This window comes from Streptomyces sp. NBC_00005 (genome assembly GCF_045160215.1).
GTDB lineage: Bacteria > Actinomycetota > Actinomycetes > Streptomycetales > Streptomycetaceae > Streptomyces.
This window is the reverse complement of the sequence record NZ_CP108316.1, coordinates 4,924,620-4,937,380: the sequence shown is the minus strand read 5'-3', so window position 1 is coordinate 4,937,380 and position 12,761 is coordinate 4,924,620. Positions and strand designations below refer to the sequence as shown.

Genomic DNA, 12,761 nt, shown 5'->3' with positions numbered 1-12,761 from the left:
TTCGGTACGGGGGTTTTCTGCGTTTACGCTCGTGGTTATGCGCTATGACCTCGTGATCTTCGACAACGACGGCGTCCTCGTCGACAGCGAGCCCATCTCCAACCGGCTCCTGGCCGCCTATCTCACCGAGCTCGGGCACCCGACCTCCTACGAGGAGTCCCTTCGCGACTACATGGGTGCTGCCATGCACCGGGTTCATGACCTCGTCCAGGAGCGAACCGGGCAGAGGCTTCCGGACGACTTCGACGACGTCTTCCACGCGCGTGTGTTCGCCGCGTTCGAGCGGGAGTTGGAGCCGGTCGCCGGGGCCGTCGGTGTCGTGGAGAAGCTGGCCGCCGACGGGGTGCCGTACTGTGTCGCGTCCTCCGGGAGTCATGCGCGGATTCGGGTGGGGCATCGGAAGACCGGCCTTGACCGGTGGTTCGACGATGGGCGGATCTTCAGTTCGCAGGATGTCGGGCGGGGGAAGCCGGCGCCGGACCTGTTCCTCTACGCGGCCGAGCGGATGGGGGTCGTACCGGAGCGGTGTGTGGTGGTCGAGGACAGTCGGCTGGGGGTGCAGGCGGCGGTCGCGGCAGGGATGGACGTCCTCGGGTTCACCGCCATGACGCCTGCCGACAGGCTCGTAGGAGCGACTCAACTTTTCTCGGACATGGGGGAGTTGGCCGACCTGCTGGTCTGACATTTGTCATGCCGAGCTCCGGACGATCGTTTCTACTGGCGCTCAGGTGCCGGGCGGCAAGCTGAGGGCATGACGACGAAGACGAGCAAGAAGAAGAACCCCTTCGCCCCGCTGATCGTGGACGTGGCGGTGCCTCTCGGTTCGTACTACCTGTTCAAGGACGGCTTCGGGATGAGCACGTTCGCGGCGCTCGCCTGGAGCAGCGTGGTGCCGGCCGGGCGGACCGTGTGGAGCGTGGTCAAGGAGCGGGCGACCAACGGGCTGGCGCTTCTGATCCTCGTCGTGAACGTCGTCGGGCTGCTGCTCAGCTTCGTCTCCGGTGACCCTCGGCTGATGCTTGCCAAGGACGGAGCGGTCAGCAGCACGGTCGCGATCGGCATCCTGGTCTCCGTGGCGCTCGGGAAGCCGATGATGACCGCGGGCCTCAAGCCCTTCCTGGTGAAGGCGGACGCGGCGAAGGATGCCGCCTGGGAGCGGCTGGTGAGCGGGGTGGCGTCCGGGTCGGCGGACTTCCGGCGCAAGGAGCGGCTGTTCTCCGTGGTCTGGGGTGTGGCGCTGCTCGGTGAGTGCGTCGCGCGGGTCATGGGTGCGTACACGATTCCCGTGGACACGATGGTCTGGCTCGGTGGGGTCCTCCTGGTGAGCGCGATCGCGCTCGGGATCGTGATCGGCGGTGCTTTCGCCGCCGGGCCCATGGAGCGGATGCTCGCCGCCGAGACGGAGGCCGCGGAGGCCACGAAGCCGGCGGTTGCCGTCGCCGCCTGAGCACACAGGTAAAGCTGAGGGAAATTCATCTTTGGGTTGATCTACCCACAGGTAGCCCGGGGCCCTACGCTCGCCGCCATGACAGATGTGCTGCGGCGCGGTAGGGCCTCTTTGGCATTCAGTTTCTTCGCTCAGGGCGCCACCTTTGCCCTTCTCGTGACCCGCATCCCGGCCATCCAGGACCGGTACGGCGTCTCCGACGCGCTGCTGCCCGCCTTTCTGGCCGCCGTGCCCATCCTGGCCGGTGTCGGCAGCGTGACGACCGAGCAGTTGGTGAAGCGGATATCGCCCAGTGTGCTGCTGCGGTGCCTGCAGCCCGTGGTGTTGCTGGCGCTCCTCGGGGTCGGGTCGGGGGAGCACCTGGCCGAGTTGGGAATCGCGCTGGGTGCCTTCGGGCTTGCCGTGGGTGGGCTCGACGCCTCGATGAACATGCTCGGGGTGAGCCTGCAGCGGGCGTACGGCCGCAGCATCATGCTCAGCTTCCATGCCGTCTTCAGCCTGGGCGGGATCGTGGGGGCCTCGCTGGCCTGGGCGGGGGCGCACTGGCATCTGGCGCTGTGGGTGTCGTATCTGCCGGTCGTCGCGGTGCTGTTGCCGGCCACGCTCGTGGGGAGCCGGTGGTACGTCGGCGGGGACGCCTCCCTGGACGTACGGGAAGAGGGGGAGGGGCAGGGGCAGACCGTCGTCTTCAAGCTGCTGCTGCCGCTGTGTCTCGTGATGACCTTCGCGTACATCGGGGACTCGACCGTCTCCAACTGGAGTGCCAAGTACCTCAAGGACGTGCTCGGGAGTTCGGAGCAGCTGTCGACGGTGCCGTACAACGTCTACATGGTGACCACGCTGCTGGGGCGGTCGCTGGGGGACTTGGGGGTACGGCGGTTCGGGGCCGTGGCGGTCGTGCGGCTGGGGGCGCTCGTGGCGGCGGCGGGGTTTGCCGTGGTGGCCCTGGCGCCGGGGGCGTGGGTCGGGATGCTCGGGTTCACGCTGCTGGGGCTCGGGCTGTGCGTGCTGGTGCCGCAGACTTTCGCGGCCGCCGGGCGGCTGTTCCCGAACGCCTCCGATGCCGCCGTCGCACGGCTCAATGTCTTCAACTACGTCGGATTCCTGATCGGCTCGCCGCTGGTGGGTGCGCTGGGGGACACGTGGAGCTATCGCGGAGCCATGATCGTGCCGATGGTGTTGGTGCTGGTGACCCTGTTCTACGCCCGGTCGTTCGCTCCTCAACCGGACCGATACGGTGGCGGGCATGAGCGGCCGCGCACAGCTGATGTGGGACGAGGCAGTAACGGGCTATGACTTCGGTCCGGACCACCCGATGGATCCGGTCCGGCTCGCCCTGACCAGGCACCTTGTCGATGCCTTCGGGCTCGACAAGGACGTCGACGTGGTGGCGGCGAAGCCCGCCGGGGAGTCGACGCTGCGGCTCGTCCACCGGGAGGACTACGTCGAGGCCGTGAAGGCCTTTTCGGCGGATCCGGAGGCGGCGAACGGGGCGTACGGGCTGGGGACGATGGACGATCCCGCCTTCGCCGGTATGCACGAGGTGTCCGCGATGATCGCCGGGCAGTCGGTGGGGGGCGCCGAGGCCGTGTGGCGCGGCGAGGCGCTGCACGCGGTGAACTTCGCGGGCGGGCTGCACCACGCGATGCCCGGGGGCGCGTCCGGGTTCTGCATCTACAACGACGCCTCGCTCGCCATCGCGCGGCTGCTGGAGCTCGGGGCCGAGCGGGTCGCGTACATCGATGTGGACGTGCATCACGGGGACGGGGTGCAGGCGGCCTTCTGGGAGGATCCGCGGGTTCTGACGATCTCGCTGCACGAGCATCCGCGGACGCTGTTTCCGCAGACCGGGTGGCCGGAGGAGACGGGGGCGGACTCCGCGGAGGGGTCGGCCGTGAACGTCGCGCTGCCCGCCGGGACCGGGGACGCGGGGTGGCTGCGGGCCTTCCATGCCGTCGTTCCGGAACTGATCGCCGATTTCCGGCCGCAGGTGCTGGTGACGCAGCACGGGGCCGACACTCACTTCGAGGACCCGCTCGCGCATCTGGCCGTGTCGCTGGACGCGCAGCGGGCCGTGCAGGTCGCCTGCCATGAGCTGGCGCACGAGTTCGCCGACGGGAAGTGGGTCGCGCTCGGCGGCGGCGGTTACGCGGTCGTCGAGGTCGTGCCGCGGTCGTGGACGCATCTCGTGGGAATCGCGGCGGGGCGGGAGATCGCGCCGGAGACGGTGATCCCGGAGGGCTGGCGGCAGGAAGTCTTCGCGCGGACGCGGCAGTTGGCGCCGGCGCGGATGACGGACGGGCGGTGGCCCGTGTCGTACGCCGAGTGGGAGGCGGGGTACGACCCCGCGGACCGGCTGGACCAGGCGGTGCTGGCGACGCGGCGGGCGGTGTTCCCGCTGCGCGGGCTGCTGGCGTAGGGGTGGTGCCCGGGGGCGAGTGGTCGGCCCGCCCCCGGTTCCGGATCAGCTGCAGTGACCCGAGTCGCCGGCCGACGCGGTGCCGATGGTGCCGGTCCACGCGACGCAGTAGCCACGGCCGTTGACGTAGACCGGGCCGGCGTAGCTCGTGTACCGGCCGGAGTCCACGGCGTCGTGCTGGCCGCTGTCGAGGGCCGCCAGGGCGATCTCCATGTGGATCTTGGCGCCCGTGGTGTTGCGGACGGTCACGGCGCAGTTCTTGCCGGTCGACTCGTTCCAGGTCAGGTAGACCGTGCCGACACGGGCGACCGGAGTGGAGTCGATGACCTTGTAACCGGTGCCGCAGACGCCGTTGTACGAGGCGGCTGCCGCTTTGGTGGTGGCCGCCGAGGCCGGGGCGGTGGCGGCGACGGTACCGCCGAGGGCCAGCACGGTGAGTGCGGCGGCGGTGGTGGCGCGACGGGACAGCTTCATGGTGTTCCCCCTGTTGTATTGATCAACTGATGTTGATCAACTGATGTTGGCCGACTGGTGTCGGGCGATGGGTGTCGCTCGATCGATGTTGGTCAACGTGCTCGGGACGGTTGGTCGTTGCCGTCCACGCATGGTGAGACAGGGGAGCCCGTGCCTTAGTTGTGGCGCCCTTTGTCACCGTTCTGTCACCGCGGGTAGCGGGCGGAAGGTGGGGCATTATGCGGTGTATTACGCCAACCGTGCGGTATTTCTCCCGTTCCCGCCGCAGTCCCGCCCCCGGCCCGCCACTCTCGGAGGCGTGTTGAGCACCGGAGCCCTGCGAGCCCATCTCCTGGCCGCCCGTCTCGCCGGGCCCGTGGCCACCTCCCGTGAGGAGAGCCTCCGTAGCTATCGGCTCTTCGCCGCCCGCGACCCCCGCGTGCTGATCGGACTCGATCCCGAATGGACATGGCGGCAGCGGGATTTGATCGGGTTGATGGCGGACAAGTGCGGGGTTTCGGCCGATCCGCAGCATGTCTCCGGCCATGATGTGATCGATCCGGAGCGCACTCTGACCGCTCTGGATGCCTTCGCGGACCGTCTCGAGGCAGCCGCCCAGCGCAGCGCCCCCGTGCTCCTCGGCACCGGTCACCCGCACCGACTGCTCGGTTTCTACGCCGCCTTGGCGGACGCGCTGTCGGCGGCGGGATGTACCGTCCTCACACCGGCGCATGGCCACTGTGTCGACATAACGACCCGGTTCGGTCTACGCACGTACAACCTTGACTACGTACAGGGAGTCGCGCTGGTGCGGGAACCCGGGGCGCCTCGCCCCGGTTGTGCGACCGGCGCACACACGCACTCTCCGCTCCCGGTTCGTACCGCGCTGGCCGCGGCGGCCGAGGCCGGCGGGCCGCTTCCCGAGCTGGTCGTCGGGGACCACGGGTGGGTCTGCGGGGCAGGTCAGCTGGGGTTCGAGGCCATTGGGCTGGCTGATACGGACGACCCCGCACTCTTCGTGGGGGAGGCGGAGGGGTCCGTGTCCGTCGTCGTTCCACTTGATGACGCTGTGCGGTCTGATTACTACCGACCGCTTACCCGCTACGTACTCAATCGAGCGTGTCTGTCACAGTAGGCCGCCGATGGGTGCACCTCTTCCCCACTCGCATCACTGGCCCCTACATTGGGGAGTGAGCACGCAGCGACGAAGAGTCACCGGAAGGGGAAGCCGGTGGCGCGTCGAGTGCGGAAGGTTCAGGTGTGTCATGGCTGCTGAGCAGAGGCCTCTGAGCGAGGTTCAGTTCCTTACCGTGGCGGAAGTCGCCTCGGTGATGCGAGTGTCGAAGATGACCGTGTACCGCTTGGTGCACAGCGGTCATCTGCCCGCGATCAGGGTGGGGCGGTCCTTCCGCGTCCCCGAGAACGCGGTTCACGAATACCTTCGCGAGAGCTATGTGGGGGTGGAAACCGCCTGACGTCGACGCCGGGGGGATCCTCATCAGGGCTCTTCTGGATCTCCCCCGGCACCCTCGATTACGACCTCAGCGCTCGGCCGGGTAGGCTGGCCCCTTGTAGGTCGTATGGGCCCATGGCGCCCAAACACCGAGTGATGAGAAGTGAGCGAGGGTAGTCGTGGGCTCTGTTATCAAGAAGCGGCGCAAGCGGATGGCTAAGAAGAAGCACCGCAAGCTGCTCAAGCGCACGCGCGTTCAGCGTCGCAACAAGAAGTAGGCGACGCTCCAGGAGCGTGTTCTGTGGCCCCCCACCGCAACCGGTGGGGGGCCACATGCGTTCGAGGGTTCACAGAAGCTCCCAGAAGCGCACGGGACCTCGCACAGGAACCCGCACAAGCCCTGGGCGTACGCACGTGTTTCACATGGCTGGGTCTGTTCGTACGTCTGTGGATGTCGTCACTTCGTGCATTGGGTGGTCATCACAGCGCAACATCGACCCGCTAAGTTGGCCACACACGGGGAACACGGCAGGCTACGACTACCGGATGGGCTGGAAGGAAGGCGTAGATCTTGGGCAAGGTCGTGCTCGTGACCGGAGTGGCCCGCAGGCTGGGGGGCCGGTTCGTACGACGGATCCAGCGTGACCCGGAGGTGGACCGGGTCATCGCCGTGGACGCGATCCCACCCGAGCACCACCTCGGGGGAGCGGACTTCATCCAGGCCGACATCCGGCAGCCCACCATCGCGCGCGTGCTCGCCGAGACGGGCGCCGACACGGTCGTACACATGGATGTGAGCGCCACCGGGCTCGGCAGCGGCAGCAGGATGGCGGTCAAGGAGACCAACGTCATCGGCACCATGCAACTGCTCGGTGCCTGCCAGAAGTCGCCGAACGTCAAGCGGCTCGTCGTGAAGTCCAGTACGAACGTGTACGGCTCCGCGCCCCGCGATCCCGCGGTGTTCACCGAGTCGACCCCGCCCAAGTCCCTGCCCAGCGGCGGCTTCGCCAAGGACACGGTCGAGGTCGAGGGGTACGTACGGGGCTTCGCGCGGCGGCGGCCCGATGTGGCCGTGTGCGTGCTGCGGTTCGCCAACATCCTGGGGCCCACGGCGGATACACCGCTCGCCTCCTACTTCTCGCTGCCGGTCCTGCCGACCGTGTTCGGCTACGACCCGCGGCTGCAGTTCGTGCACGAGGACGACGTGATGGAGGTGCTGCGGATCGCCTCGCACGAGGCGGAGCGCGGCACGCTCAACAGCGGCACCTTCAACATCGCCGGCGACGGCGTCCTGCTGCTCTCCCAGTGCTCCAGGCGGCTCGGCCGCCCCACGGTGCCGCTGCTGCTGCCGGCGGTCACCTGGGCGGGCTCCCTGGTGCGTACGCTGGGCATGACGGACTTCTCGCCCGAACAGATCCGGCTGCTGACACACGGTCGGGTCGTGGCGACGGACCAGATGCGTGAGACGCTCGGATTCAGGCCGAAGTACACGACGGCGGAGACGTTCGCGGACTTCGCACGCAGTCACGGACCCGGGCTCCTGCCGCCGGAGGCCCTCGCGGGAACCGTCGACCGGATCGCCGCGCTGCCCGTCCTGGGCAGCGGCCACCCCCCGACGCCGAGCGCCAACTGAGGAGCGCATCAACGATGGCGGACGCCAAGGTCATTCCGTTCGACGACGACCGGTCCCGCGGGAGCGCCGTACAGCGGCCGTCGCGGCGCCGGAGCGCGGGGAGTCGGCGCAGGACACACGAACCCGCGCTGGTCGGCGAGGTCCAGCCTCTGCCCAGCAGGGCGCCTGCGCAGGATGATGTTCCCGTGACGCATGAGGAACAGCCGCCCCAGAAGCCGCAGGACGGCGGTGGTGTGGAGCGGCGCATCGCGAGCGGCCTCTCCTTCCTGCGCCGCCGCCTCACCGGCGACTACGAGGTCGACGACTTCGGCTACGACGAGGAGTTGACCGACCAGGTCCTGATGTCCCTGCTGCGCCCGGTGTACGAGAAGTACTTCCGGGTCGAGGTGAAGGGCATCGAGAACATCCCGACGGACGGCGGCGCGCTGATCGTCGCCAACCATTCCGGGACGATCCCGATGGACGGCCTGATGATGCAGGTCGCCGTCCACGACAACCACCCGGCGGGCCGCCATCTGCGCCTGCTCGCGGCGGACCTGGTCTTCATGCTGCCGGTGGTCAACGAGCTGGCCCGCAAGGCCGGTCACACCCTCGCCTGCGCCGAGGACGCCGAACGGCTGCTGGGGCGGGGCGAGCTGGTCGGCGTCATGCCGGAGGGCTTCAAGGGCATCGGCAAGCCCTTCGGCGAGCGCTACAAGCTCCAGCGCTTCGGCCGCGGCGGCTTCGTCTCCACGGCTCTGCGCCACGGCACCCCGATCATCCCGTGCTCGATCGTCGGGGCCGAGGAGATCTACCCGATGATCGGCAACGCGAAGACCTTGGCCCGCCTCCTGGGTTTCCCGTACTTCCCGCTGACGCCGACCTTCCCGTGGCTCGGCCCGCTGGGCGGGATCCCGCTGCCGACGAAGTGGACGATCCAGTTCGGCGAGCCGATCCTGACGGACGGCTATCCGCCGGAGGCCACCGAGGACCCGATGCTGATGTTCAACCTGACCGACCAGGTCAGGGAACAGATCCAGCACACGCTGTACAAGCTGCTGGTGCAGCGGCGGTCCGTGTTCTTCTGAGGTTCTCCTGGGTTTACGACGAAGGGGGCGCCCCCCCGTGAGAGGGGCGCCCCCTTCGTCGTAGCGCCTTACTGGCCCGTGTCCTGGCTGTCGATGCCGAGGCCGGGGAGCAGGCCCGGGAGGAGGGGTGGGATCGTCACGTCCGGTTCGGTGGTCGGGGACTTGCTTGCCGACGGGGAGGCGCTGCCGCTGTCCTTCGGCGGGTCGAGCAGTCCGCCGGTGCTGCCTCCGAGCAGGCCCTCGCCGGTGGAGCCGGCCGACTGGGTGGGGCTGCTGGAGTGGCTGCCGTCGGAGGTGCCGCTGCCGGCGCTGGGCGTCGTCGACCGCCGGTCGGAGCCGGACGTGCCCGTGGACGCCGTACCGGAACCCTGTCGCTTGCCGTTGCCGCCGCCCTGGGCCGGGGACGGGGGGAGCAGGGACTGCAGCGGGGCGACTTCTTCGTCTATGGCGTCGAACACCGACGACAGCTGGTCGCTGACGTCCACGAGCTGGACCGGGAGCCTCTCGCGGAGGGCACCCCAGGCATCGCGGTGCGAGCGCGAGAAGGTGGACAGGGCCTGGATGGGACCGAGGGACTCGGGATCGCGCTCGTACGCCTCGTGCAGCAGCCGGTGGCCCTCGGACGCGTCGTGCGTCATGCCCGACAGGGTGCGCCGGATCTCGCCCAGGGACTCGTGGTCGAGGGGAGTGCCGCCGCGGCCGCGCTCCATCAGGCGGCGGGCCTCGCTCAGCCGTGTGGAGGCCTGGTCGAGGTAGGCCACGCCGCGCTCGTCGTCCCCCTCGGACACGTAGTTGAGCTTGAAGTCCTCGATCCCGCGTTTGAGTCCGTAGAGCGAGTCACCGGGCAGGGCGTCCGAGCTGGCGGCGGCCACTCCGCCGAAGGCTCCCGCCGCTACGCCGACGCTCAGTCCGCCCGCGGCAAGACCCTTGGTCAGCCGTGACCGCGGTCGCAGCTTGCCCAGTGGGCTCGCCCGGTGGGCGCCGCGGGATCGCTGCCCGGGTACCGAAGGTTCTGCCGCCTCGCCACCGGCACCCTCCTGCAGCATGGCCTCGAACGCGGCCACCAGCTGGGCCCGCTGGACCACCTTGACCTCGGGGTCCAGCTTCGGTCGGGGCAGCTCGCCGAGACACTCCGTGAGGGCCAACAGGCGGCCCTGATCGGTCTGTTCCGCAGCAGCCGGGGCCGGGGCCGGTCCTTCGGACTGCTCGGCCGCCGTGTCCCGATCCGGCTGCTCCTCCAGAGCCTGGGCGAAGGCGTTCGCCCGCCGGTGTGCCGATACGTTCGCGATCACTGGCGGCACCTCCTCTCATCATGACGGTCGACTCCCCAGGGGGTCCTGAGGGTTGCACGCTCTGACCACATCCACACGATCGAGTGATCGGAGACGGCCAGGGAGTGACCACAGGGAGCCTGCATCCCGCACAACGAGCGTCGCGGCACTTGGGTTACGGACGACGGATGATCGGATCGGGAAGTCAACGGACTTTCACTGACAGCGAGTTGGGCGTCACGGAATGTGTTCTGTCAGCGGACGTCGTCGGGGAGGAGTCGGGCGAGGGTGCGCACGGCCCGGTACTGAAGGGTCTTGATGGCGCCCTCGTTCTTGCCCATCACGCGGGCGGTCTCGGCGACGGAGAGACCCTGGAGGAAGCGGAGCGTCACGCACTCCTGCTGCTGGGGATTGAGCCGTCGTACGGCATCGAGCAGTGCGGCGTTGGAGAGGGACTCCAGGACGGAGTCCTCGGGGGAGCGCTCGACCTCGTTGGCGTCGAGCATCTCGCCGGTCGTCACCTCGAGGCGGAAGCGGCTCGACTTGAAGTGGTCGGCCACGAGGTTACGGGCGATGGTGACCAGCCAGGCTCCGAAGTCGCGGCCCTGCCAGGTGAAGGTGCCGATGCGGCGCAGGGCGCGCAGGAACGTCTCGCTGGTGAGGTCTTCGGCGGTGGCTTTGCCGCCGACCCGGTAGTAGATGTACCGGTACACGGTGTCGCTGTACTGGTCGTAGAGCCGGCCGAACGCTTCGGCCTCGCCGGCCTGGGCGCGCTCGACGAGGTCCATCATCCGGGCGCTGTCGCTGTCCGCGGCCGGGCGGCGGGTGGTGGTGGCACCGGCCGTGCGGCTGCGTCTGCCGACGGCGGCGCTGCCGTCGGCGAGCGCGTAGCACGGGCCGACGGGGGTGTTGCTTACGGCTAGGGCGGGGACGGCGTACGCGGTGGGGACGAAGCCGCGCAACAGGTCTTGGACCGTTGCGCGCAGCGTAGCCAGGCCCGAGGCGTCAACCCCGACGTGTGGGTACACGGGACTCCCAGAGGCAGAGCTTCCATCACGTGCAGTGCGGGACCTTTCACCCGTCGTAGCGACGGAGGGGTACCGGTTTGCGTCTGAGGAGAATAACGCTTCGTGCAGGCGCTGCTACACCCAGTTGCTCAAATCATCGATTACGTCGCTTCTGTAACCGATTGACGCCCGATCAAGTGCCTTAGCGTGACCGGTTGTTGATCGAATTGGTTCGGATTACGAGTGGGAAGGGGGCGTGTTGTGGCCGTGTGCAGCCAATGGGACTGGACACAGGGGTGTGGGGGTACGGGTTGTCGATTGGCATGTCCGGGGTGCGGGTGATCACTGTGTGATCACCCGTGGCTGTGCCGCTGTACCCCGAGGCGCCCGTCGAAAAGGTGCGCCCCCGCTGGAGTGGCGGGGGCGTGCGGAGTTGGAGCGGGGTCTCTCAGCGGCGGCGCTTGTGCAGGGCGATGGCTGCTGCTGTGCCGCCCGCCACCGCGCCCACTCCGGCTGCCGCGGGGATGCCCACCTTCGCCGCCTTGCGGCCGGTGCGGTAGTCGCGCAGGCGCCAGTCCAGCTTGCGGGCGTGTTTGCGGAGCTTGGAGTCCGGGTTGATGGCGTAGGGGTGGCCGACCAGCGAGAGCATGGGGATGTCGTTGTGGCTGTCGCTGTAGGCCGCGCAGCGGGAGAGGTCGAGGCCCTCCGCCGCGGCCAGGGCGCGGACCGCCTCCGCCTTCGCCGGGCCGTGGAGGGGTTCGCCCACCAACTTGCCCGTGTAGACGCCGTCGACGGACTCGGCCACGGTGCCCAGGGCGCCGGTCAGGCCGAGTCGGCGGGCGATGACCTGGGCGATTTCGACGGGGGCGGCTGTGACCAGCCACACCTTCTGGCCCGCGTCCAGGTGGGCTTGGGCGAGCGCCCGGGTGCCCGGCCAGATCCGTTCGGCCATGTACTCGTCGTAGATCTCCTCGCCGATCGACTGCAACTCGGCGACGCGGTGGCCCTGCACGATGGAGAGGGCCGAGTCGCGGGCCTCCTGCATGTGTTCCGGATCCTCGACGCCGGCCAGCCGGAACCAGGCCTGCTGCCAGGCGAACTTGGCGAGGTCGCGGGTCTCGAAGAACTTCCGTTTGTACAGGCCACGCCCGAAGTGGAAGAGCGCAGCACCTTGCATCACGGTGTTGTCGAGGTCGAAGAAGGCGGCAGCCTTGTCGTCGCCGAGTACCGGGAACTCCGGTTCCTCTTCCGTCAGGTCGACGTCCTGAACGTCCTGCGAGGACTTGCGCGCTGCCTCCGCAGAGGCCTCGCCTGCCAACACGCTCCGCGCCGTGGCGGAGCGCCTACGGGGAGTGAGCCATCCGAGAGCGGCCATGAACGTGAGCATAGCCAGTTTGTTCGGTGCCTCCAGACGCCGGAGGTTTGGAGGCTGTGAACTCTCCGCGACCGTGTCGTTAAAGAACTGATCCGATCCGCCTGTTCGTTGCGATCCCCGGCGGCTCTGCGGGGGTCCCGCCGCCGGCCTCTCGCGCGCGAGAATGGCTTGCATGAGTCCCCTCTTCCGCCGTAAGGCCCCCCAGGACCGGATCGTCACTCTCATCCGAAAGCCCGGGTGTCATCTGTGTGATGACGCACAGATCGTGGTGGAGAAGGTGTGCGGTGAGGTGGGGGTGAAGTGGGAGACGAGAGACATCACTCGGGATCAGCAGCTCCATGACCAGTATTGGGAGCAGATTCCCGTCGTGCTGGTCGATGGGAAGCAGCACACCTTCTGGCGTGTTGAGGAACAGCGGTTGCGTAAAGCGCTGACTGAGTAGTCCAAGTCGTCCGGAAACTCGCTTAGGATCGACGGCGACTGGTCTCGGGGGCGGGGATCGTAAGAGGAGTGTGTGCGGTTTTGCCCCCAGGAATAGAGGCACAGTGGTGCTTGTGCGCCGGTTCTACACCAGTGCGCCGGGGGTGCGTGACCCCGGTCACGTTGGCCGGGCAAATCGGACACCATCTTTGTGCA

14 protein-coding genes are annotated in these 12,761 nt (G+C 68.5%); 10 read left to right on the top strand and 4 right to left on the bottom strand.

Features of this window, described 5'->3' with window-relative positions:
- Positions 1-37 precede the first annotated feature (37 nt).
- From OG303_RS22655 to OG303_RS22640, 4 genes are all read left to right on the top strand, one after another.
- Positions 38-682 carry an HAD family hydrolase gene (locus OG303_RS22655; protein WP_405870429.1) on the top strand — a complete coding sequence of 215 codons (645 nt, stop codon included), beginning with the start codon at positions 38-40 and terminating at the stop codon, positions 680-682.
- Positions 683-751: 69 nt separating this feature from the next.
- A complete protein-coding gene (locus tag OG303_RS22650) occupies positions 752-1,447 on the top strand; it encodes a VC0807 family protein (RefSeq protein WP_405870427.1) in 696 nt (231 codons plus the stop codon).
- A 78-nt stretch (positions 1,448-1,525) separates the two neighbouring features.
- Entirely contained in the window at positions 1,526-2,743 is a 1,218-nt protein-coding gene (locus OG303_RS22645; RefSeq protein WP_405870426.1) for an MFS transporter, read from the top strand.
- Complete coding sequence (locus OG303_RS22640) at positions 2,694-3,866, top strand: acetoin utilization protein AcuC (protein ID WP_405870425.1); 1,173 nt, start codon at positions 2,694-2,696, stop codon at positions 3,864-3,866. Before OG303_RS22645 ends, OG303_RS22640 begins: the two co-directional genes overlap by 50 nt.
- Positions 3,867-3,911: 45 nt before the next feature.
- Here OG303_RS22640 and OG303_RS22635 read toward each other — a convergent pair whose 3' ends face one another.
- On the bottom strand, positions 3,912-4,340 hold the full coding sequence (locus OG303_RS22635; protein WP_405870423.1) for a spore-associated protein A: 429 nt from the start codon (positions 4,338-4,340) through the stop codon (positions 3,912-3,914).
- A 298-nt stretch (positions 4,341-4,638) separates the two neighbouring features.
- Between OG303_RS22635 and OG303_RS22630 the strand changes: the two genes are divergently transcribed.
- The 5 genes from OG303_RS22630 (at position 4,639) to OG303_RS22610 (ending at position 8,472) form a co-directional block, all read left to right on the top strand.
- Positions 4,639-5,454, top strand: a complete 816-nt coding sequence (locus tag OG303_RS22630) for a phosphatase (protein WP_405870422.1) — start codon at positions 4,639-4,641, stop codon at positions 5,452-5,454.
- Between the two features lie 130 nt (positions 5,455-5,584).
- Entirely contained in the window at positions 5,585-5,794 is a 210-nt protein-coding gene (locus OG303_RS22625; RefSeq protein WP_016437488.1) for a helix-turn-helix domain-containing protein, read from the top strand.
- Between the two features lie 157 nt (positions 5,795-5,951).
- Complete coding sequence (locus OG303_RS22620) at positions 5,952-6,050, top strand: 30S ribosomal protein bS22 (protein WP_003948845.1); 99 nt, start codon at positions 5,952-5,954, stop codon at positions 6,048-6,050.
- Between the two features lie 293 nt (positions 6,051-6,343).
- Positions 6,344-7,405, top strand: coding sequence for an NAD-dependent epimerase/dehydratase family protein (locus OG303_RS22615; RefSeq protein WP_405870420.1), 1,062 nt, complete (start codon positions 6,344-6,346; stop codon positions 7,403-7,405).
- A gap of 14 nt (positions 7,406-7,419) precedes the next feature.
- Entirely contained in the window at positions 7,420-8,472 is a 1,053-nt protein-coding gene (locus OG303_RS22610; RefSeq protein ID WP_405870418.1) for a lysophospholipid acyltransferase family protein, read from the top strand.
- 68 nt (positions 8,473-8,540) lie between these two features.
- Here the strand turns inward: OG303_RS22610 and OG303_RS22605 are convergent, their stop codons facing one another.
- The 3 genes from OG303_RS22605 to OG303_RS22595 all read right to left on the bottom strand — a co-directional run bounded on the left by OG303_RS22605 (position 8,541) and on the right by OG303_RS22595 (position 12,125).
- Positions 8,541-9,764: a DUF5667 domain-containing protein gene (locus tag OG303_RS22605; protein ID WP_405870416.1), complete on the bottom strand. Its 1,224-nt coding sequence runs from the start codon at positions 9,762-9,764 to the stop codon at positions 8,541-8,543.
- Positions 9,765-9,997: 233 nt separating this feature from the next.
- The gene (locus OG303_RS22600) at positions 9,998-10,771 is read right to left on the bottom strand and encodes an ECF subfamily RNA polymerase sigma factor, BldN family (RefSeq protein WP_405870414.1); all 774 of its coding nucleotides are present in this window, start codon (positions 10,769-10,771) and stop codon (positions 9,998-10,000) included.
- A gap of 427 nt (positions 10,772-11,198) precedes the next feature.
- Complete coding sequence (locus OG303_RS22595) at positions 11,199-12,125, bottom strand: HAD family hydrolase (protein ID WP_405870412.1); 927 nt, start codon at positions 12,123-12,125, stop codon at positions 11,199-11,201.
- Between the two features lie 172 nt (positions 12,126-12,297).
- On the opposite strand from OG303_RS22595, the gene OG303_RS22590 reads away from it, so the two are divergent.
- Positions 12,298-12,567: a glutaredoxin family protein gene (locus OG303_RS22590; protein WP_405870411.1), complete on the top strand. Its 270-nt coding sequence runs from the start codon at positions 12,298-12,300 to the stop codon at positions 12,565-12,567.
- Positions 12,568-12,761 lie beyond the last annotated feature (194 nt).

Coding starts and splice junctions, on each gene's coding strand:
- OG303_RS22655 (WP_405870429.1), top strand. CDS start 38: ATGCGCTATGACCTCGTGATCTTCGACAACGACGGCGTCCTCGTCGAC.
- OG303_RS22650 (WP_405870427.1), top strand. CDS start 752: ATGACGACGAAGACGAGCAAGAAGAAGAACCCCTTCGCCCCGCTGATC.
- OG303_RS22645 (WP_405870426.1), top strand. CDS start 1,526: ATGACAGATGTGCTGCGGCGCGGTAGGGCCTCTTTGGCATTCAGTTTC.
- OG303_RS22640 (WP_405870425.1), top strand. CDS start 2,694: ATGAGCGGCCGCGCACAGCTGATGTGGGACGAGGCAGTAACGGGCTAT.
- OG303_RS22635 (WP_405870423.1), bottom strand. CDS start 4,340: ATGAAGCTGTCCCGTCGCGCCACCACCGCCGCCGCACTCACCGTGCTG.
- OG303_RS22625 (WP_016437488.1), top strand. CDS start 5,585: ATGGCTGCTGAGCAGAGGCCTCTGAGCGAGGTTCAGTTCCTTACCGTG.
- OG303_RS22610 (WP_405870418.1), top strand. CDS start 7,420: ATGGCGGACGCCAAGGTCATTCCGTTCGACGACGACCGGTCCCGCGGG.
- OG303_RS22595 (WP_405870412.1), bottom strand. CDS start 12,125: ATGGCCGCTCTCGGATGGCTCACTCCCCGTAGGCGCTCCGCCACGGCG.
- OG303_RS22590 (WP_405870411.1), top strand. CDS start 12,298: ATGAGTCCCCTCTTCCGCCGTAAGGCCCCCCAGGACCGGATCGTCACT.